We start from the raw sequence: 20290 nt of genomic DNA, 5'->3' as shown, positions 1-20290 counted from the left end.
GCAACGCGGGCCCTGGTGCGGGTAACCCGACCGGCGCGGACCATGCGTGCTGTGAGCACGTCATCCGCGCCGGTGGGCAGGGCAGAGTTCTTCGCGTACGGACCCGCGTACCGGTCCGGGTGGGGATATGCGCTGCCCGTTTCGTGGGGCAGGCAGCGGCGGCCGCGTCAGACGAGGGCGGGCTCGGAGACGGGCGGCAGCAGGAACTCGCCCACCCCGGGCAGCGGCGTGCGCGGCACCAGATCGGTACTGCGCGGAGCCTCGGCGTAGCGGGTGAACCAGACGACCTTGCCGTCGAGAGTCCGGCAGGTGCCCCAGCTGTGGCTCAGGGCCATCACACGGCTGAGACCACCGCCGCCGGTGCTGAGCAGCCGCGGCATCTCCGAGCTGTTGTCTGCGACGGAGACCGTGAGGTGCCGTCCGGACCATCGGAGTTCGACGACGCAATGGTTTTCGTCACCGACGTGCCGGTGGACGTTGGTCAGCAGCTCCTCCACGCCCCGGCACACCGGCCGGACGTGGAGTTCGAGGCTCCAGTGGCGCAGATGCGCGGCGACGATCCGTCGCACCTGGGTAACGCGCTCTGCCGATACCTGGAGTTCGACCAGATAGTGCCGGTCGAGTGGAACGGTCATCGTCGAGGCTCCTCACATCGAGGCCCACCTGCTTCGCCCGCTGAACCAACGACCCCCCGAACACGAAGAGTGAGCAGATGTCACTGTTAGGTCACTCCTTAGGGTGACCCGGCAGGACCGGTTGCGCAACACGTCGGCCGACATGGCCGCGGCTACGGGACGGGGAAACCGTCCCGAAAGCCCTGCTCAGCCCCGGAAGAGGGCTGAGCAGCGCTTGCGCGCCGAGCAGTGTCATGCGCATGAGCTCACCGCCGATGTGCCACGCTTCACCGGGCGTCAGGGCAGATACGGCAGCAGCTTGTCCGGAGTGAGCGGGAGATTGCGCAGCCGGGCTCCGGTGGCGTGCCGCACCGCGTTGCCGATGGCGGCCGCGGCCCCGACGATGCCGATCTCGCCGATGCCCTTGCTGCCCATCGGGTTGAGATGCGGGTCGTCCTCGTCGATCCAGTGCGCCTCGATCTCCGGGACGTCGGCGCAGACCGGCACATGGTAAGAGGCGAGATCGTTCTGCGTGAAGTCGCCGAAGACGGGGTCGATCGTGCTGCCCTCGGTCAGCGCCATGCCGAGCCCCATGATCATGCCGCCGATGAACTGGGAGCGTGCGGTACGGGAGTTGAGAACGCGTCCGGCGGCGAAGACGCCGAGCATGCGGCGCACCCGGACCTCACCGGTGCGGCTGTCGACGGCGACTTCGGCGAAGTGCGCGCCGAACGCATGCCGTGCGTAAGGGGATTGCACAGCCGTCTCCTCCGCGGTGTCGGCGGTGACCGTGAGGCCCTTGTCGGGCAGGGGTCCGGTGCGCTCGCGCAGGTGTCGTACCAGGGCGGTGGACGCCTTGTGCACGGACCAGCCCCAGGACGCCGTACCCGCGGAACCGCCGGCCAGGGGCGTTTCGGGCAGCGCGCTGCTGCCGATGTCGATCCGGACGTCGGCCACGGGGGTGTCCAGCACGGACGCGGCGATCTGCGCGAGGACGGTGCGGGCGCCGGTGCCGATGTCGGTGGCATTGATCCTGATGCGGTAGGTGCCGTCGGCAGCGGCGTGCGCCGAGGCGCTGGAGCCGGCGATGTATACGGGGTACGTGGCGGAGGCGACGCCCGTACCGAGCAGCAGTGGGCCTTCCTTTCGGACCGCGGGGCTCGGATCGCGGTCGTACCAGCCGAACCGTGCGGCGCCGTCCTCCAGGCAGGCGGCCAGGCCGCGGCTGCTGAAGGGGCGGCCGGTGTCGGGTTCGTACGCGGGGTCGTTGCGCAGGCGCAGTTCGACGGGGTCGATACCGAGGGCCACGGCCAGCTCGTCCATGGCCGACTCCAGCGCGTACATGCCGGGGGCCTCGCCGGGTGCGCGCATCCACGAGGGGCTGGGCACGTCCAGGGCGGCCACCCGGTGGACGGTACGGCTGTGCCCGGACGAGTACATCGTGCGAGCCGGCACGGCCGCCTGTTCCACGAACTCCTTGACCGTGGAGGTGTGGGTGATGATCTCGTGGGCGAGCGAGGTGAGGGTACCGTCGAGTTCCGCGCCGAGTCTGACGCGTTGCACGGTGGGGGCGCGGTGACCCACGACGGCGGGCAGTTCGCGTCGAGGCACGGCGAGTTTGACGGGGCGTCCGGTGTGGCGCGCGGCCATGGCGGCCAGTACCACCTGCGGGCGCGCGGTGACCTTGGAGCCGAAGCCGCCCCCGACGTGTTCGGAGACGACCGTGACCTGTTCGGGTCGGAGTCCGAACACGGCGGCCAGGGAGTCGCGGACCGTTCCGGTGCCCTGGCTGGAGTCGTACACGGTCAGCTGCCCGTCGTCCGTCCAATGGGCGGTGGAGGCGTGCGGTTCCATGGGGTGGTTGTGCAGGGGCCCGAGCGTGTAAGTGGCGTCGATCTGTACGGGGGACACGGCGAAGGCGCGGTCGACGTCGCCGCGTTCGCGAACGGCGGGGTATCCACCGTTCACCGTCTGCGGTGTGTACAGGCCCGGGTGGTCCTCGTCGAGCAGGACATCGTGCCCGGCACTCTCGTACTCGATCCGGACGGCCTCGGCTCCGGCGCGGGCCGATTCGAGGGTGTCGGCCACCACGAGCGCGACGTGCCGGCCCCGGTGCGGCACCCGGGCGTCCTGGAGGACGGCGAGGTCCGGGTCGTCGGGCTGCTTCAGCTTCGGGGCGTTTTCATGGGTGAGGACGGTGTGCACGCCGGGCAGGGCGAGTGCCTCGTCGGTGTGGATCGCCGTGATCCGGCCGCGTACGACAGTGGCCGGTACGGGCCAGGCGTACAGACAGCCCGGCGGAGTGTGCTCGGCGGCGTAGCGGGCGGCGCCGGTGACCTTGTCCCGGCCCTCGAGGCGGACCACAGGGCTGCCCAGCGGCTGGGGGGCGTCACTCATGGCGGGAAGTCCCCTTCTTCAGATGCGGGCGGTGAGTGCGGCGAGTGCGCCGACGGCCAGGCTGCGGGCGAGCTCCACCTTGAATGCGTTGTCGCGCAGCGGCCGGGCGGTCGCGAGCTCGGCGTCCACGGCCCGGGTGAAGGTGTCGTCGGTGGTGGTGGCGCCCCGCAGGATCTCTTCCGCGGCGCGGGCGCGCCAGGGGCGGTGAGCGAGCCCGCCGAAGGCCAGTGCTGCGTGCTCGATGCGGCCGTCGCGGACGGTGACGACTGCGGCGACGGAGGCGAGCGCGAAGGCGTACGAGGCACGGTCGCGGGCCTTGCGGTAGACGGAGGCGGCGCCGTCGGGACGCGGCGGCAGCAGCACCTCGGTGATCAGCTCGCCCGGCCGGATCACGGTGTCGCGGTCGGGAGCGTCTCCCGGCAGCCGGTGGAAGTCGGTGACGGGAACGCTCCGCTCGCCGTCCGGCCCGTACAGCTGGACCGTGGCGTCGAGGGCCGCCAGGGCGACGGCCATGTCCGACGGATGGGTGGCGACACATGCCTCGGAGTGGCCGATGACCGCCAGGTCGCGGTGGGCGCCTTCACGGGCGGGGCAGCCGGTGCCCGGTGCCCGTTTGTTGCACGGCTTCGAGGTGTCCTGAAAGTACGGGCATCGGGTGCGCTGCAACAGGTTTCCGCCGGTCGTGGCGGTATTGCGGAGCTGCCCGGAGGCTCCGGAGAGCAGTGCCTGCGACAGGGCGGGGTAGCGGGTGCGCACGGCGTGGTGGGCGGCGAGGTCACTGTTGCGTACGGTCGCACCGATGCGCAGACCTCCGTCGGGGGTGTCCGCCACCTGGTCCAGGGGCAGTCCGCTGATGTCGACGAGGAGATCCGGGGTCGCCACACCGAGCTTCATCAGATCGATCAGATTGGTGCCCCCGCCGAGGAAGACGGCCCCCGGGTGGCAGGTCATCGCGCTGACCGCCTCGTCAGTGGTGCGGGCGCGCAGATATCCGAACGGTTTCACGGCGCCACGTCCTCGATCGCTTCGACGATGCGCGGGTAGGCGCCGCAGCGGCACAGGTTGCCGCTCATCCGCTCACGGATCTCGGGGGCGGTGAGCCGCGCCGGGGCGGAGCCGTCCTCGCCATCCTCGGTGGCGTGGGACGGGAAGCCGTCCGCCGCTTCACCGAGCATGCCGACGGCCGAGCAGATCTGACCGGGTGTGCAGTAGCCGCACTGCAGGGCGTCCCTGGCCAGGAATGCCTCCTGGACGGGATGCAGCCGGTCACCGTCGGCAAGTCCCTCGACGGTCGTGATGCGGGCCCCGTCGTGCGCGACGGCGAGCAGCAGACAGCTGTTGGCGCGCCGGCCGTCGACGATGACGGTGCACGCCCCGCACTGGCCGTGGTCACAGCCCTTCTTGGCGCCGGTGAGGCCCAGGTGTTCGCGCAGCGCGTCCAGGACGGTCGTGCGGTGATCGAGTGTCAGGGTCCGTGCCGTGCCGTTGATGTGCAGCGCCAGGGTGGAACGGTGACGGGTCTCCCCCAGCTGTCCGGAACTGTTCTCCCGCTCGCTGGTGGGATCCACTCGCCCGCACCTCTCATCACTGTGACTTTTGCGTGCTTTGTGCCATATTTTTGTACCAGATGTGCACGACTTTCCGGTTCATTGCCCCGCGCCGGTTCGGTTCTGCGCCCTACCGGCTCTCCAGCCGCAGGCGCACCTCCTCCTCCTGGTCACCGGAGACCGTTCCGACGACCTGCACCGTGAAGGCGTCGGCCAGGTGTTTCCTGAGCTCCTCGACCGCCCAGTAACCGCCCTGCACATCGACCTTCACGGGCTTGCCCAACGCGACGGGACCCGAGACCACCCGCGCCTCGGACACGTCGACGGTCACGGTCCATACCGTGGGGCGCTTTCCCGCCAAGTCCTGCGGCACATCCACCAGGGCCCTGTCAGTGGCGAAGGCGGCCCGCAGGACGTCGAAGACCGTTCGTGCGTCATCCTTCGCGCATCCGCTGATGGCGACGGACACCTCCTTTCCGTACCGACTCTCCTCCGTCTGCGACTGTGTGCTGTTCACCGGGGTTCCTTCCGCTCGGAGTTCTGCCGTACGTCCCCGCGCCGGGGACCGACGGTGTGGACCGGATCCTCGGCGGACGCGATGCCGGCCGCGAAGATCCCGAAGCGTGTGCGGGCCGAACCCGCGAGCAGCGCGGGTCCGGCGCCGACGGCGGCCGCCTGGCGGTTTCCGAGCACGGCTGCTCCCGCGGCGCCGGCCACGGTGAGCACACGGCCGGAGCGAAGCAGTGTTCCGGCCCGCCCCCTCGTGGTACGACTCGGCGTTCCGCCGCCCGGTGCACGAGGCTCACCCGGTCCCATACGCCGCGACATCGCCGCACGCCTCCTGCCCAGCGGATCGCCGCTGGTCAGTTGTCGGCAGACCGGCCAACGGCCGATCGGATTCGGCACCGCCATCGCATCCCTCCGGCGATTCGGGAACCCTCTCCAGGCTCACCCCACGGCTGGGTGTCGGCGACACGAGAGGGACGACGGCGGATGCGCGCGGCGGCGGTGAACCGCGTGCCGCCGAACCCGACGGGAATTGACGTCCGGGCAGACCGCTCCGCCAGGGGGAGGAACAAGCGTGTCCGCCGCTCGGCCATCGGGGCCACTGAGCAACGAAACTTTTTTCAACTTATATCCACTTAAAACATGAATTGACAGCCATTGTCGAGTGACATCCTCATGCCGGGGTATTCAGCATGTATGGACGTTTCGAACGGAGCCCTCAGTTCCCTGGCCCTGCTCCTCGCGGCCGGACGGGGCGCGACCGGGGTGGTGATGCCGATTGTCGGAGTGGCCCTGGTGGGCATGCTGATCGGTGCTTTCTGGCTGGGAATGCGGCGCCGGGACCAGGAACTGCCGCCGCCCCGGCCGGACGAGCAGCCGCCGCGGCCGGACCACCGGACCCACATGGAAGAGCGCGACGTCCACGGCGACGACAGCTTCCCGGCCGACGGGCGGGGACTTTGGCCCTACGAACTCGGTGACCACGGCAACGAGCCCATCCCCCGGGACAGGGAAGAGCCACGCGACTGAACCGGATTCCGACGCAACGGTCTCCGCCCCAGTGACCGGTCGGCATCTTCGTCATGGGCGGCTGCTTTTCGTTCTCCCAGAGGGCTTCGAGGGCCCGGGCGCGAACGAACAGGAGTCCCCCGCGGACATACCGCGGGGGCTGATCGCCCTCGGTGTCGCCCCGCTGTGCGCCACCGCCGGGCGGAGTGTGACCTGCCGCCCGCGGGAGGTGGGACCGGGCCCGGCGCGTGTTGCGGAAGTCGCCGACCGAAGTGAGGCTGATAGAGGCCCGACGGCCACCGGCAACGCATGCCGAAGACCCGACGAAGGCAGTGGGACCATGACCGGAGGCAAACCCAGGACGGTGTCCGCGCCGGCTGCGCTCACAGGGTCGGCTGCTCCCTGCTGGGTCAACCTCATGACCCGCGACCTGGAATCGGCGCAGGCATTTTACAGCGCCGTACTGGGCTGGACCTTCCGTGCGGGCAAGCTGGGTCAGGAGTTCTCCGTGGCGCGCCGCGACGACGTGCCCGTGGCCGGCATCGCCGCGGTGGCGACGGCCTATCAGGTCGCCGTCGTCTGGACGCCCTACTTCGCCGTCCGGGACGCGGACGTGACCGCCGCACGGATCCGCGAGCGCAGCGGAACGGTCGCGGTGGGGCCGCTGGCCCTCGGCAAGGGGCGCGGGGCGCTGGCAGCGGATCGCGACGGCGCCGTGTTCGGCTTCTGGGAGCGCACGGCGCCGGCGACCTCTCCCCCGGCGCCGGGCAACTACTCGCATGCCTGGCTCCGACTGCGCACCAGGAGCGCCTTCGAGGCGGCGATCTTCTATGGCGAGGTCCTCGACTGGGCGACCGGACGCCCCGGCTGCTGCGAGGTGTCGTACGCGAAGGACGAGGTCATCGTGGAGTGCGGCGGCAGGCAGCTCGCCCGTATCAGCTCCGGGGCGGTCGAGGCGGCACCCGATCCGCTGATCCGTCCGCACTGGCAGGTCCACTTCCCGGTGGACGATGTGGCGGCGGCGGTGACCTCGGCGCGCGAGCACGGGGGCTCGGTCGTCGAGGAGCGGTCGACGAGCGAGGGCAGCGAAGCCACGCTGCTGGATCCGGACGGTGGACTGTTCACCGTCACGGACGTCCGGAACCCGGCCGCGGAGGTCGTGGAGGTCACGGAGGCCGCGGAGGACACGTAGACCGGCTTGGAAGGAACGGGTTCCGTAACCCCTCCCCCGTCTCGACGGCTCGGCGCCGACTCGCCTACGATCTTGAGTACGGCATCGCGCGTCGGTCACCGGCCGGGTGAGGCGTGGAGGTGCCCGTGAGATGCCCGTTGGAGGCATTCCACAGTGTCAGTCGAGTTGAATCACACCATCATTCACGCCCGGAACAAGCGGGAATCCGCCGAATTCCTGGCGAACATCCTCGGTCTGGAAATCGGCGCGGAATGGGGTCCGTTCATCGCGGTCGCCACCGCGAACGGGGTCACGCTGGATTTCGCGACCATTCCCGCCGAATCGATCACCATGCAGCACTACGCCTTCCTTGTGTCGGAGGCGGAGTTCGACGCCTCATACGCCCGCATCAAGGAGCTCGGGATCACCTACTGGGCCGATCCGCACCAGAAGCATCCGGGCGAGATCAACCACAATGACGGCGGCCGGGGTATCTACTTCCTCGATCCCGCCGGCCATGCCATGGAGATCATCACGCGTCCCTACGGCGGCTTCGCCTCGTAGCGGGGCCCGGCACACGAGGGGTTCGGCCGGGGCCAGGTATCCGGGTCCCGGCCGGGCCCTTCTGCGGTCCGTCAGCCGACCGGGAGCATCAGCTCGGGCCGGTCCCACATCACGGCGGGCGGCCGGGCGGTCTCGGTGCCGGTCCGCCGAGCGCCCACACTGCGGTAGAAGCCCTCGGCGGGCGGATGCGAGACGATGCGGACGCCGGTGAGTCCGGCATTCCGTGCCTCGCCGCACAGATGCCGGATGAGCAGGCGGCCGATCCCGAGGCCCTGGGCATCGTCGGCGACGAACATCAGGTCCAGTTCCGGCGGGTCGAGGATCAGCGAGTAGAAGCCGAGCAGCCGGCCGGAACCGGACTCCGCCGACTCGACGGCGGCGAAGACCCGATGGGTCTCGATGTAGTCGGCTCCCACCCGGTATCCGGCGACCATGGGCGCGTAGGGCCCTTCGTAGGCACGGGAGTTCCTGACCAGCCGGGTGAGACGCTTCGCGTCGCCCGCCGTCGCCCGCCGGACCCGCACCGCGTCGCGACCCACCTCGCCACTCGACGACGTAACACTCCATCTCATAGAGGGAGTATTACGCATCAGTGGACGGACCGCCGCCCGGACCTACCCCGAGCCGCGTCCGTCGCGCCACTCCCCGACCAACGTGTCGATGTCGAACGGGCGCAGATTCAGCAGCGGCCCCGGCGGCGGCCGCCGGATCGCCGCCTCGATCTTCTCGTTGACCTCGGTGAGCATCCGGCGCACCTCGGCCTCCGAACGGGCTCCGGACACCGCCTCGCGCACATCCTCCGCCTCCTTGCGCAGGGCCAGGGCCGGCGGGAGCATCGACACGCCTTCGCGCTGCATCTTCGCCTTGATCCACCAGGCTTCGTCGTACGGGCGGTCGATATCGGGCAGCGGCTTGCCGAAACCCGGCAGTTGGGAGAAGTCGCCGCGCTCCTCGGAATCGTGGATCTGCTTGTCGACCCATGATTCGAAGCTGACGCCCGGGGGTTTGCGCTCGGTCAACGTACGCCCCTCTCGGAGAACCCGTGATCCCGTCCCTCCACGATACCGAGGGCCGGCCCCTCAGTGCTGGTGCCCGCTGCTCGCCTCGGTCCGGGCCCTCACCGAGGGCTTCACCTCGACCGTGAAAGCGGCGGTGCGGACCTTCCCCTCGTGCTGGAAGTCGAGGAACAGGCGGTACATCCCCGCGCTGGGCGCCGTCGCCGTGAAGGAGACCGCCGGTCCGGGACCGCCGTCGTTCGGGTGGACGTGCAGATAGGCGAGGTCCCCCGAGCGCAGGGCGACAAGGTGCCCGTAAGCGCCGAGATAGGGCTGCAGATCGGTGACCGGCTCTCCGTTCCGGCTGATGGTCAGTTCGAGCTCACTCTCCCGGCCGGCCCGGAGTTCGCCACCGAGGGCGACCCGGTAGCCCTCGACCTCGGTCGTGCTGCGGGCGGCCGGCAGAGCGGCGGGGCGGTAGGCGCCGGAGACCGGGAGATCCGCGCCCAGCGTGACGTTCTTGGCGCCTTCGGCGGCCGGGGTGAAGTCCGCGAATGCCCGGTAGTCACCGGCTTTCGGCAGATCGACGGAGGTCGACCAGGTGCCGTCGGCCGCGCGGACAGGGTGCAGATGCCGGTACTCGGTGAGGTCGCGCGAGGCGAGGATGAAATGCAGTTCCTTGCCGTGTTCGCGCCGGAAGGCGGTGACCTTGCGGCCGGCGTCGTCCTCGATCGCGAACCGGATCCCGGTCCGGCCGCCCGCGGCGACCGCGGGTGTGTCGAGCGCCAGCGTGTAGCCGTCCTCGGATATCTGCAGTCCGCCGGGCCCGTGCTCCGCCGCGCCGTCCCGCCCGGTGGCGCCGTGGCCGCTGTGCTGCTGCGGCGCGTGAGCGCCGGTGGAGACCAGCGGGTCGACCCCCTTGCCGACGCCGTACGCCGTCCCGAAGGTCGCAGCAAGCGCGGCGGCAAAGACGGTGATCTTCAGTCCGTTGTTCATGACGGCCTCCATCGGCAGGGAAGCGGGCGCTTCCGACAGGCCAACAACATACCCCCTAGGGGTATCAAGTCAACCCGCCGGCGCCCTGCCGACGGCCGGTTCCGGGATCAGGCGGAGACCACGAGCCGGCTCCGCAGCCGCTCCACCACGGGCTCGGGGACCCGCAGCCCGTCGCGCACATATCCGTCCAGCCCGCCCCACCGCTCGTCCATGGCATCCAGGGCGACGTCGAGATAGCGGGGGCGGACCTCGATGATCGCGGCGGCGATCTCCGGGTCGCCACCTGCGTCCAGGAAGCCCTGCACATACGGGCGGAAGGCGGCCCGCACCACCGGATTCACGGCAAGGAACTCGGCACGTACGACCTCGCGCGAGGCCCCGACCATCAGCAGGAGCAACGCGGTGGCCCAGCCGGTGCGGTCCTTGCCCGCCGTGCAGTGGAAGAGCACCGGACGGGCCCCGTCGTCCGCGGCGGTCTCGACGAAGGCCCGGTACGCGGCCGAGGCGCCCGGCGACAGCACCATCTGCCGGTATGTCTGCGCGAACAGCTCCTCGGCCTTTCCGCCCCCGAGCAGCTCGTCCGCGGTCACCCGGTCGGCAAGCAGCGCGCGCAGCCGGGCGGGTGCCACACCCGGGTTGTCACCGAGGACGTCGGCGACGAACAGCCGGGCTCCCGGCGGCAGACGGTCCGGGGCCGCCGTGCGCTCATCCGCGGTCCGCAGGTCGACGACCGTACGGATGCCGAGGGCGGTCACCGCCGGGTCGTTCACCGTGTCGAGCTCACTGAGCTGACCGGAGCGCACTACCGCACCGGGCCGGACGCGGCGGTCGGGACCCAGCGAAATGCCGCCCAGATCGCGCATATTGACGACGGTGGCTGCCGGAACGGGCCTGGCGGTCTGCACGATGAACTTCCCCTTATTCCGGACACGGCTGATGAATTGATTCGGCTCGGCCGAATCAACTCGCGGGCTGCCAGGAGATCGACAAAAGAAACGCCGGGAGCGGGGCGGTGGGCGGCGGCCGGGTCAGCCTGCCAGAATCTTCGCCTTCTGCGCCTCGAACTCGGCTTCGGTCAGAACGCCTTGCTTCTTCAGCTCGGCCAGCCGTTCCAGTCGGTCGAGGAGGTCGTCCGCCGCAGGCGCGGACGGCGCCACCTGCTGCTGCATGGCCTGTTGCTGTTGTACGGCCCGCTGTTCCTCCACCTGCTGCTGTGCGGCCACCTCCTGGGCTCCCCACTTCTCCTGCTGATGCCTCTGGACCCGTCCACCGACGGCCGATGCGGTTCCGGCGACGACTGCTGTGCGCGCCACGGCGCCCAGCAGTCCCGGTCCGCGGCGGTTCATGCCCGGTCCTCGGAAAATCGGCATGATGTGCGCCCCTTCCAGTGCGATGCGGTGATGACGACGGTCGACGGGCGGGGCGGGTTCAGCCGGCCGAACCGGAGGCGGCCACGGCCGCTTCCGCGACGTCGGCCGGGATCCGCTCATGGGCCACCAGCTGGCCGCCCGAGGCGCGAATGGCCTCCGTGAGCGGTACCGCCCACAGGTCCTCCCACACGATCAGCGCGGCGGAGCTGCCCCGGGGCACGCACTCCCCGAGGGCGCGGATGTCCTCGCTGTTCAGCAGGCCGCTGACCACTCCCTCGACCGGCTCGAAGGACACCAGGTCATCAGGGTCGAGGTCCTCCAGTTCGACCATGTCGAGCGTGCCGTCCTCGGCGCGGTACACAAACGTGAGGTCGAGGATTCGCACTGCCTTCGAGGCGACCACGTCCGCCAGCGCCGGCGCGATGGCACCGGTGAAATGACTGCCGGGGAATGCGATGACGACGTACTCCACTGGTCCCACAGCCACGGGCGTTTCCTCTCCTGAGGGATGGAATGCCAGCAGCATAACTTCGGTCATTTACTGCCGCACTATGACAATTTGCCCGCGACAGCGACCTCTGTGGTCGCTAGCGGCAGAGAACGACGGGGGTGACCTCGGTTGCCTTGACGCTGGTCCACACGGCCGTACCTGCGGCGAGCCCCCGTTCGGCGGCCGCTTCGGGGGTGACCTCGGCGACCGGATCCGACGTCCCGGCGGAGATGATCACCACTCGGAGCCGGCCGCTGTCCGCGAGCGCGAGACTCCCGTCGGGCACGCCGGTACCGGGCCGGGCGTTGCGCCCGGTCATCCGCGCCACCCACGGCGACCGATGGGCGAGGTGGCCGGCGCCTGGCCCGTCGAGCCACTGCTGCGCGCCGCGGCGGGTTGTATCGGGCAAGCCCCCCAGCAGACGCGCACCGCCCGCCCAATCGCACAGGCGACCGTATGTGCGACAAGATAGTCGGAATGATCTCGCAACTGCAATGCCGGCAGCAGATCCATGGAGCACATGCCGACAGGAGTCGAGGAAACACCATGGTCTTGACGGATCTCCGACTACGCCACCGTCCGTACTGGATCAAGCGCGTTGGGAGAGGGCAAGGTCACAGGCGGTCCCCCTGCTGCTCATCTGAGCCTTCGCCTAGCATCCAGGCATGACGGTCCTGCCTGCTGACGGGCTTTCGTTGGCCGCCGAGTTCCCTGATCCAGCCCATGAGCAGTGGCAGAGCCTTGTCGAAGGTGTGCTGCGCAAGTCGGGCAAGGATGTTGCGGGTTCGGCCGCCGAGGAAGCATTGTCCACCACGGTGGAGGACGGGCTCATCACCCGCCCTCTCTACACATCGCGCGATAGCGCACCCGATGCCGGATATCCGGGCTTCGCTCCCTTCACCCGCGGCAGCAACGCCGCGGGGAACGCGGTGGGCGCCTGGGACGTAAGGCAGCGGCACAGCCTGACGGATCCGGCCCGGCTCAACGAGGCCGTGCTCGCAGATCTGGAGAACGGTGTCACGTCGCTGTGGCTGACCGTCGGCGGTACCGCGGGTGTACCGGTGTCCGGTCTGGCGCGGGCGCTGGACGGTGTCTACCTCGATCTGGCTCCCCTCGCGCTCGACGCGGGCGGTGAACTCGATGCCGCGGCAACGGAACTGCTCCGGCTGTATGAGGCGCGCGGGGTTGCCGCGGCATCGGTGCGCGGCAGTCTCGGCGCGGATCCGCTGGGGCAGGCGGCGCGCAACGGCGATGCTCCGGATCCGACGGCCGCCGTGCACTGGGCGGAGCGGTGCGCGAAGGAGTACCCCGGGCTCCGGGCTCTGACGGTGGACGCGCTGCCGTACCACGAGGCCGGTGGCTCGGCCGCCCAGGAACTGGGCAGTTCGCTGGCCACGGGTGTGGCCTATCTGAGGGCGCTGACCGGGGCGGGGCTCTCCGTCGAGGCGGCCTGCGCGCAGGTGGAGTTCCGGTACGCCGCGACGGCCGACCAGTTCCTGACCATCGCCAAGCTGCGGGCGGCACGTCGGCTGTGGGCGCGAGTGGCCGAGGTGTGCGGGGCTCCGGGCGCCGGTGCGCAGCGTCAGCATGCGGTGACGTCGCCGGTGATGATGACGCGGCGCGATCCGTGGGTGAACATGCTGCGGACGACGCTGGCGTGTCTGGGCGCGGGAGTCGGCGGGGCCGACTCCGTCACCGTGCTGCCGTTCGATCACGCGCTGGGTCTGCCGGACGCGTTCGCCCGGCGCATCGCCCGCAATACGTCGACGATCCTGCTGGAGGAGTCGCATCTGGCCCGGGTCATCGACCCGGCGGGCGGCTCGTGGTACGTGGAGCGACTGACCACCGAACTCGCCGACACCGCCTGGGCGTTCTTCCAGGAGATCGAGCGGGCAGGTGGCCAGGCCGCGGCGCTGGGCTCCGGCCTGGTCGGTGAGCGGCTGGCAGCCACCTGGGCGGCGCGCAGCAAGGATCTGGTGCGGCGCAAGGAGCCGATCACCGGGGTCAGCGAGTTCCCGCAGCTGACGGAGCGTCCGGTGGAGCGCGAGACCGCTCCCGGCAACGGTGGCGCGGCGGGCGGCCTGCCCGTGGTCCGTCGTGACGAGGCGTTCGAGGCGCTGCGCGCGCGGTCGGACGCCCATCTGGCGGCGACGGGCAGCCGCCCGCGGGTGTTCCTTGCCGCGCTCGGACCCGCGTCGGCGCACACCGCGCGGGCCACGTTCGCCTCGAACCTGTTCCAGTCGGGCGGGATCGAGCCCGTGCATGACCCGGTGTCGGTGGACGCGTCGACGGCCGCCGGAGCCTTCGCCGCCAGTGGGGCAGGCGTGGCGGTGCTGTGTTCCAGTGACGCGCTCTACGCCGAGCAGGCCGGTGCCGTGGCCTCGGCGCTGCGCGCGGCCGGTGCGCAGCGGGTGTTCCTCGCGGGCCGGCCCTCCGAGTATGCCGATGTCGACGCGTACGTCTTCGCGGGCTGCGATGTGGTGGCCGTGCTCTCCTCCGTTCTCGACCGTATGGGTGTGGCGTAATGCGGATCCCCGACTTCTCCGACATCGAACTCGGGCCGGGCACCGGCGCCGAGGGGTCCGAGGACCAGTGGCGCACAGCGGTGAAGGAGTCCACCGGCGACCCCGAAGGCGATCTGCTGTGGGAGACACCGGAGGGCATCTCGGTCAAGCCGCTGTACACCGGGCGTGACCTGGAAGGGCTCGACTTCCTCGGCACGTACCCGGGTATGGCCCCGTATCTGCGTGGTCCCTACCCGACGATGTACGTCAACCAGCCCTGGACGATCCGCCAGTACGCGGGCTTCTCCACGGCCGAGGAGTCCAACGCCTTCTACCGCCGCAACCTCGCGGCCGGGCAGAAGGGACTCTCCGTCGCCTTCGACCTGCCGACCCACCGCGGCTACGACAGCGACCACCCGCGGGTGACCGGCGATGTCGGCATGGCGGGCGTGGCGATCGACTCGATCTACGACATGCGCCAGTTGTTCGACGGCATTCCGCTGGACCGTATGACGGTGTCGATGACGATGAACGGCGCGGTGCTCCCCGTACTCGCGCTGTACATCGTGGCCGCCGAGGAGCAGGGCGTACCGCCCGAGAAGCTGGCCGGGACCATTCAGAACGACATCCTCAAGGAGTTCATGGTCCGCAACACCTACATCTATCCGCCGAAGCCCTCGATGCGGATCATCTCCGACATCTTCGCGTACACCTCGCAGAAGATGCCGCGCTACAACTCGATCTCCATCTCCGGCTATCACATCCAGGAAGCGGGTGCGACGGCCGATCTGGAGCTGGCGTACACCCTCGCGGACGGGGTGGAGTATCTGCGGGCCGGGCGGGACGCCGGTCTCGATGTCGACGCGTTCGCACCGCGGCTGTCCTTCTTCTGGGCCATCGGCATGAACTTCTTCATGGAGATCGCCAAGCTGCGGGCGGCCCGGCTGCTCTGGGCGAAGTTGGTCAAGGAGTTCGAGCCGAAGAACGCCAAGTCCCTTTCGCTGCGCACCCATTCGCAGACATCGGGATGGTCGCTCACCGCGCAGGACGTGTTCAACAACGTCACGCGGACCTGTGTGGAGGCGATGGCCGCCACTCAGGGGCACACCCAGTCGCTGCACACCAACGCCCTCGACGAGGCCCTCGCGCTGCCGACGGACTTCTCGGCGCGGATCGCCCGGAACACCCAGCTGCTGCTGCAGCAGGAGTCGGGTACCGGCCGGGTCATCGACCCGTGGGGTGGCAGCGCGTACGTGGAGAAGCTGACGTACGACCTGGCGCGACGGGCCTGGCAGCACATCGAGGAGGTCGAGGCGGCGGGCGGGATGGCGCAGGCCATCGACGCGGGCATCCCGAAGCTCCGGGTGGAGGAGGCTGCGGCCCGTACGCAGGCCCGGATCGACTCCGGGCGGCAGCCGGTGATCGGGGTCAACAAGTACCGGGTGGAGACCGATGAGCAGATCGATGTGCTCAAGGTCGACAACTCCTCGGTGCGTGCCCAGCAGATCGAGAAGCTGCGGCGGCTGCGCGCGGAGCGCGACGAGGGGGCCTGCCAGGCGTCGCTGCGAGCACTGACGGCGGCTGCCGAGCGCGATCCCGGCCCGGGCCTCGACGGCAATCTGCTGGCGCTCGCGGTCGACGCGGCCCGCGCGATGGCCACGGTCGGCGAGATCTCGGACGCACTGGAGAAGGTGTACGGGAGGCACGCGGGCCAGATCCGTACGATCTCCGGTGTGTACCGCAACGAGGCTGGGGAGTCACCTTCCGTGGACCGTACCCGGACGCTGGTCGACCGGTTCGAGGAGGCGGAGGGGCGCCGTCCGCGCATCCTGGTCGCCAAGATGGGCCAGGACGGCCACGACCGGGGTCAGAAGGTGATCTCCACGGCCTTCGCCGACCTGGGCTTCGACGTCGACGTCGGCCCGCTGTTCCAGACGCCGGCGGAGGTGGCGCGGCAGGCGGTCGAGGCGGACGTTCACATCGTGGGTGTCTCCTCGCTGGCGGCCGGGCACCTCACTCTCGTGCCGGCGCTCCGTGAGGAGCTGGCCGCCGAGGGCCGCGACGACATCATGATCGTCGTGGGCGGGGTGATCCCGCCGCAGGACGTCGAGGCGCTCCACGAGGCGGGTGCGACGGCCGTGTTCCCGCCCGGCACGGTGATCCCCGACGCCGCCTTCGATCTGGTGACGCGACTCGGTGCCGCGCTCGGCCATGAGCTGTGAGCCGCTGACCCGATGGCTCCGACAATCGATATCGACAGCTATGTGAAGGGAGTTCTCGACGGGAAGCGGGCACACATCGCGCGCGCCATCACTCTCGTCGAGTCCACCCGCCCCGATCACCGGGCGCTGGCCCAGCAGTTGCTCCGCGAGCTGCTGCCGCAGTCCGGTAACGCCCGGCGCATCGGCATCAGCGGAGTGCCCGGCGTCGGGAAGTCCACTTTCATCGACGCGCTCGGCACGATGCTCACCGGGCTCGGGCACCGGGTCGCGGTGCTGGCGGTCGATCCGTCCTCCAGCCGCACCGGCGGCTCCATCCTGGGCGACAAGACCAGGATGGAGCGGCTCGCGGTCGATCCGGCGGCGTTCGTACGCCCCTCCCCCACCGCCGGGACACTGGGCGGGGTGGCCAAGGCGACCCGGGAGTCCATCGTGGTGATGGAAGCCGCGGGTTACGACGTGGTGCTGGTGGAGACGGTCGGCGTGGGCCAGTCGGAGACGGCCGTGGCCCAGATGGTCGACACGTTTCTGCTGCTCACGCTGGCCCGTACCGGCGATCAGCTGCAGGGCATCAAGAAGGGTGTCCTGGAGTTGGCGGACGCCATCGCGGTGAACAAGGCCGATGGTCCGCACGAGCGGGACGCGCGGGCGGCGGCCCGTGAACTGGCGGGCGCCCTGCGGCTGATGCACCCGGCCGACGCGGCGTGGACTCCCCCGGTGCTGACGTGCAGCGCCCGTGAGTCGACGGGTCTCGACACGTTGTGGGAGCGGCTGGAGCAGCACCGTGCGCTGCTGGACTCGACGGGGCGGCTCGCCGCCAAGCGGCGCGAGCAGCAGGTCGACTGGACCTGGACGATGGTGCGGGACGAGCTGTTGGACAGTCTGCGCAGCCATCCGGAAGTCCGCGCCCTCACGCCGGCTCTCGAACAGCGCGTGCGCGACGGCGAGTTGACGGCGACACTCGCCGCCGAGGAGATCCTCGCCGCGTTCCGGGGCAAGGCGCGCCACGGCTGATCCGCGGTTCTTCGGCCCTCACCCCGCCGTGCGGTGCATGGTGAGGGCCAGGTGGACCTGGAGCCCGTGGTCGCCATGGCGCCACTGTGGGCCGAGGAGCGCCGAGATCCGGTCGATGCGCTGGTAGAGCGTGTTGACGTGGGCGGCTGAGCGCGGCCGGCGCGGGCGAGCAGGTCAAGGGCGGTGGCTGCGGGGCGGCCACCGCCTCTCCTGTATTCCCGGCGCGTTTCGCGTCCGGCGGGTGGTACAGTGCAAACGGCACGTGTGTACGCCCCAGTTTCGGGCGCCGGTGCCGGTTCACCTTTCTGACGCTGCTCCGCCCGTCCTTTCCCGGACGGCGACGCAGCCTTCCGCACCACCTTCTTTCAGTCCGGTACGGACTTTCCTGCCCGTCGTCCGGGGCGTGATCACACCGCCCCTCACACCCGCCGGGCCCCTCATTCGCCATGTCCGCGAAAGGACCACCCCGCATGACCACCACACTCGAACGCTCCCTCGACCAGCAACCGACCCTCACTACCGTCGCCGGTGTCCTGGACATCACGCACCAGGGGCACGGCGCCCTGCGCACCGACGGCGGCCACCCGTCCCCCGGCGACGTGCAGGTGTCCGCCGGCCTCGTCCGCCGGTACGGCCTGCGCAGGGGCGATCTCGTCGAGGGCCCCTGCGACCGGGCCCGCTCCCTCGCAGCGGTCGAGCGCGTGAACGGTCGCACCCCGCAGGCGCTGCGCGACCGGCCGCACTTCGCCGATCTCACCCCCCTCCACCCCCGGCAGCGGCTGCGTCTGGAGACGTCCGGCGGCAGTCCGGCGACGCGCGTCGTCGATCTCGTCGCCCCGGTCGGCAAGGGACAGCGCGGGCTCATCGTCGCCCCTCCCAGGACCGGAAAGACCGTGCTGCTGCAGCAGATCGCCGCCGCCGTCGCGGCCAACCACCCCGAGTGCCATCTGATGGTGGTGCTGCTCGACGAACGCCCCGAGGAGGTCACCGACATGCGCCGTTCCGTACAGGGTGACGTGCTCGCGTCGACCTTCGACCGGCCCGCGAGGGAGCACATCGCACTCGCCGGACTCGCGGTGGAGCGTGCGAAGCGGCTGGTCGAACAGGGGCAGGACGTCGTGATCCTGCTCGACTCGCTGACCCGGCTCTGCCGGGCCCACAACAACGCCGCCACCGCCGGTGGCCGCACCCTCAGCGGTGGCGTCGACGCCACTGCCCTGCTCGGCCCCAAGCAGCTCTTCGGCGCCGCCCGGCTCACCGAGGAGGGCGGCTCGCTGACCATCCTCGCCACGGCGTTGGTGGACACCGGTTCCCGCGCCGACGACTTCTTCTTCGAAGAGCTCAAGAGCACCGGGAACATGGAACTCCGGCTGGACCGCACACTGGCGGACAAGCGGGTCTACCCGGCCGTGCACATTCCGCAGTCCGGCACCCGCCGCGAGGAACTGCTGCTCCCCGCCGCCGAACTGGCCGCCGTCCGAGGTCTCCGGCGCGCGCTGCACACCCGGGACGCGCAGGCGACCCTCGAAGTGCTGCTGGACAGGATCCGGCAGACCCCCGACAACGCGACATTCCTCCGCCGCATCCACGGCACCGTCCCCGCTGCCTGAACCTTCCCGGCGGAACAGAACCCCTCGGCTCAAGGCCGACCGGCAATGGGGGGGTGGGTGAAGGAGCGGGGCTGGGGTGCGTGCATCGCAAGGCGGAGGATCGAGCCATGGCGAATGGGGCCTCCCCTGCTCGAGCGAAGCCGAGAGCTCGGGGAACATGGTGATTCACGACAACGCCGCGAGGTGCGTGCCCCAGCCCCGTGACACCGCCCCCCAATTGCCGGTCGGCCTTAGCATGACGTGTTCACGTATCAGCACAGGGAGAGCAGGCACATGGAATTCCGCCGACTCGGCCGCAGCGGTCTGACGGTCAGTGAGATCGCCTACGGGAATTGGATCACCCACGGCTCCCAGGTGGAGGAGGACGCGGCCGCCGCCTGTATCCGCGCCGCCCTGGACGCCGGAATCACCACCTTCGACACGGCGGACGTCTACGCCGAGACCCGCGCCGAGGCCGTCCTCGGCCGGGCGCTCAAGGACCAGCGCCGGGAGAGCATCGAGGTGTTCACCAAGGTCTACTTCCCGACCGGCCCGGGGCAGAACGACCGCGGCCTGGGCCGCAAGCACATCCTCGAATCGATCGACAACTCCCTGCGCCGGCTTCAGACCGACTACGTGGACCTGTACCAGGCCCACCGCTACGACCACTCCACGCCGCTGGAGGAGACCATGGAAGCGTTCGCCGACGTGGTCCGCTCCGGCAAGGCCCTCTACATCGGTGTCTCCGAGTGGACGGCCGACCAGCTGCGCGCCGGACACCGGCTCGCCCGCGAGCTGAACGTTCCGTTCATCTCCAACCAGCCGCAGTACTCGGCGCTGTGGCGGGTCATCGAGGCCGAAGTGGTGCCCGCCTCCGAGGAGCTCGGCATCGGTCAGATCGTCTGGTCGCCGATCGCCCAGGGCGTGCTGACCGGCAAGTACAAGCCGGGGGCGCAGCCTCCGGCCGGCTCTCGGGCGACCGACGAGAAGGGCGGTGCGGACTTCGTCGCCGGGTGGCTCCGCGACGCCGTCCTGGAGCGCGTCCAGCAGTTGCGGCCGCTCGCCGACGAAGCCGGTCTGAGCCTTGCGCAGCTGGCCGTCGCCTGGGTGCTGCAGAACTCCAACGTCTCCGCCGCGATCATCGGCGCCTCCCGGCCCGAGCAGGTCACGGAGAACGCGAAGGCGGCGGGCGTGACGTTTGACGCGGGCCTCCTCAAAGCCATCGACGACGTGCTGGAGCCGGTGGTGGAACGGAACCCGGCGCTGACCGCGGGCCACAGGGGCAACGACTGAGTCGACCGGTCA

The 20290-nt window shown here is 70.2% G+C and carries 21 protein-coding genes and 1 pseudogene; 8 read left to right on the top strand and 14 right to left on the bottom strand.

The window, feature by feature from the left end; all coding sequences use genetic code 11:
* Window positions 1–167 precede the first annotated feature (167 nt).
* The 6 genes from OH809_RS40475 to OH809_RS40450 all read right to left on the bottom strand — a co-directional run bounded on the left by OH809_RS40475 (window position 168) and on the right by OH809_RS40450 (window position 5251).
* Window positions 168–635: an ATP-binding protein gene (locus OH809_RS40475; protein ID WP_406416034.1), complete on the bottom strand. Its 468-nt coding sequence runs from the start codon at window positions 633–635 to the stop codon at window positions 168–170.
* A gap of 276 nt (window positions 636–911) precedes the next feature.
* The gene (locus OH809_RS40470) at window positions 912–3011 is read right to left on the bottom strand and encodes a xanthine dehydrogenase family protein molybdopterin-binding subunit (RefSeq protein ID WP_406416036.1); all 2100 of its coding nucleotides are present in this window, start codon (window positions 3009–3011) and stop codon (window positions 912–914) included.
* A gap of 18 nt (window positions 3012–3029) precedes the next feature.
* A complete protein-coding gene (locus tag OH809_RS40465) occupies window positions 3030–4016 on the bottom strand; it encodes an FAD binding domain-containing protein (RefSeq protein ID WP_406416037.1) in 987 nt (328 codons plus the stop codon).
* Window positions 4013–4579: a 2Fe-2S iron-sulfur cluster-binding protein gene (locus tag OH809_RS40460; protein ID WP_406416039.1), complete on the bottom strand. Its 567-nt coding sequence runs from the start codon at window positions 4577–4579 to the stop codon at window positions 4013–4015. The genes OH809_RS40465 and OH809_RS40460 overlap by 4 nt, the downstream gene beginning before the upstream one ends.
* 109 nt (window positions 4580–4688) lie before the next feature.
* On the bottom strand, window positions 4689–5075 hold the full coding sequence (locus OH809_RS40455; RefSeq protein WP_406416041.1) for a hypothetical protein: 387 nt from the start codon (window positions 5073–5075) through the stop codon (window positions 4689–4691).
* Window positions 5072–5251, bottom strand: coding sequence for a hypothetical protein (locus OH809_RS40450; protein WP_406416043.1), 180 nt, complete (start codon window positions 5249–5251; stop codon window positions 5072–5074). Before OH809_RS40450 ends, OH809_RS40455 begins: the two co-directional genes overlap by 4 nt.
* A gap of 510 nt (window positions 5252–5761) precedes the next feature.
* On the opposite strand from OH809_RS40450, the gene OH809_RS40445 reads away from it, so the two are divergent.
* The 3 genes from OH809_RS40445 to OH809_RS40435 all read left to right on the top strand — a co-directional run bounded on the left by OH809_RS40445 (window position 5762) and on the right by OH809_RS40435 (window position 7808).
* Window positions 5762–6094 (top strand): DUF6479 family protein, encoded by a 333-nt coding sequence (locus tag OH809_RS40445; RefSeq protein WP_406416045.1) that lies wholly within the window; start codon window positions 5762–5764, stop codon window positions 6092–6094.
* A 319-nt stretch (window positions 6095–6413) separates the two neighbouring features.
* The gene (locus tag OH809_RS40440; protein WP_406416046.1) at window positions 6414–7265 is read left to right on the top strand and encodes a VOC family protein; all 852 of its coding nucleotides are present in this window, start codon (window positions 6414–6416) and stop codon (window positions 7263–7265) included.
* A 153-nt stretch (window positions 7266–7418) separates the two neighbouring features.
* Window positions 7419–7808: a VOC family protein gene (locus tag OH809_RS40435; RefSeq protein ID WP_406416048.1), complete on the top strand. Its 390-nt coding sequence runs from the start codon at window positions 7419–7421 to the stop codon at window positions 7806–7808.
* A gap of 71 nt (window positions 7809–7879) precedes the next feature.
* Here OH809_RS40435 and OH809_RS40430 read toward each other — a convergent pair whose 3' ends face one another.
* From OH809_RS40430 to OH809_RS40400, 7 genes are all read right to left on the bottom strand, one after another.
* Window positions 7880–8380 (bottom strand): GNAT family N-acetyltransferase, encoded by a 501-nt coding sequence (locus tag OH809_RS40430; RefSeq protein ID WP_406416050.1) that lies wholly within the window; start codon window positions 8378–8380, stop codon window positions 7880–7882.
* Between the two features lie 42 nt (window positions 8381–8422).
* Window positions 8423–8827 carry a DUF1992 domain-containing protein gene (locus OH809_RS40425; RefSeq protein WP_406416052.1) on the bottom strand — a complete coding sequence of 135 codons (405 nt, stop codon included), beginning with the start codon at window positions 8825–8827 and terminating at the stop codon, window positions 8423–8425.
* A gap of 60 nt (window positions 8828–8887) precedes the next feature.
* Window positions 8888–9799, bottom strand: coding sequence for a hypothetical protein (locus OH809_RS40420; protein ID WP_406416053.1), 912 nt, complete (start codon window positions 9797–9799; stop codon window positions 8888–8890).
* Between the two features lie 107 nt (window positions 9800–9906).
* The gene (locus OH809_RS40415; RefSeq protein ID WP_406416055.1) at window positions 9907–10704 is read right to left on the bottom strand and encodes a tyrosine-protein phosphatase; all 798 of its coding nucleotides are present in this window, start codon (window positions 10702–10704) and stop codon (window positions 9907–9909) included.
* Window positions 10705–10827: 123 nt separating this feature from the next.
* A complete protein-coding gene (locus tag OH809_RS40410) occupies window positions 10828–11145 on the bottom strand; it encodes an SHOCT domain-containing protein (protein WP_406424700.1) in 318 nt (105 codons plus the stop codon).
* An 82-nt stretch (window positions 11146–11227) separates the two neighbouring features.
* Window positions 11228–11656 (bottom strand): DUF6325 family protein, encoded by a 429-nt coding sequence (locus OH809_RS40405; RefSeq protein ID WP_406416057.1) that lies wholly within the window; start codon window positions 11654–11656, stop codon window positions 11228–11230.
* A gap of 100 nt (window positions 11657–11756) precedes the next feature.
* A complete protein-coding gene (locus OH809_RS40400; RefSeq protein ID WP_406416059.1) occupies window positions 11757–12068 on the bottom strand; it encodes a hypothetical protein in 312 nt (103 codons plus the stop codon).
* Between the two features lie 256 nt (window positions 12069–12324).
* Between OH809_RS40400 and mutA the strand changes: the two genes are divergently transcribed.
* From mutA to meaB, 3 genes are read left to right on the top strand one after another with little or no spacing between them, the layout of a single operon-like run.
* Window positions 12325–14184 (top strand): methylmalonyl-CoA mutase small subunit, encoded by a 1860-nt coding sequence (gene mutA, locus OH809_RS40395; RefSeq protein ID WP_406416061.1) that lies wholly within the window; start codon window positions 12325–12327, stop codon window positions 14182–14184.
* A complete protein-coding gene (gene scpA, locus OH809_RS40390) occupies window positions 14184–16385 on the top strand; it encodes a methylmalonyl-CoA mutase (protein ID WP_406416063.1) in 2202 nt (733 codons plus the stop codon). Before mutA ends, scpA begins: the two co-directional genes overlap by 1 nt.
* Before the next feature lie 12 nt (window positions 16386–16397).
* On the top strand, window positions 16398–17396 hold the full coding sequence (meaB, locus tag OH809_RS40385) for a methylmalonyl Co-A mutase-associated GTPase MeaB (protein ID WP_406416065.1): 999 nt from the start codon (window positions 16398–16400) through the stop codon (window positions 17394–17396).
* 18 nt (window positions 17397–17414) lie between these two features.
* Here meaB and OH809_RS40380 read toward each other — a convergent pair.
* Window positions 17415–17525: pseudogene (locus OH809_RS40380) on the bottom strand (hypothetical protein); the annotation flags it as partial.
* 341 nt (window positions 17526–17866) lie between these two features.
* Between OH809_RS40380 and rho the strand changes: the two are divergent.
* Window positions 17867–19006 (top strand): transcription termination factor Rho, encoded by a 1140-nt coding sequence (gene rho / locus OH809_RS40375; protein ID WP_406416067.1) that lies wholly within the window; start codon window positions 17867–17869, stop codon window positions 19004–19006.
* A gap of 273 nt (window positions 19007–19279) precedes the next feature.
* Window positions 19280–20278: an aldo/keto reductase family protein gene (locus OH809_RS40370; RefSeq protein WP_406416069.1), complete on the top strand. Its 999-nt coding sequence runs from the start codon at window positions 19280–19282 to the stop codon at window positions 20276–20278.
* The last annotated feature ends 12 nt before the right edge of the window (window positions 20279–20290 follow it).

This window comes from Streptomyces sp. NBC_00873 (genome assembly GCF_045207415.1).
GTDB lineage: Bacteria > Actinomycetota > Actinomycetes > Streptomycetales > Streptomycetaceae > Streptomyces.
The sequence above is the reverse complement of the archived record's forward strand: the minus strand, read 5'-3'. Positions and strand labels throughout refer to the sequence as shown.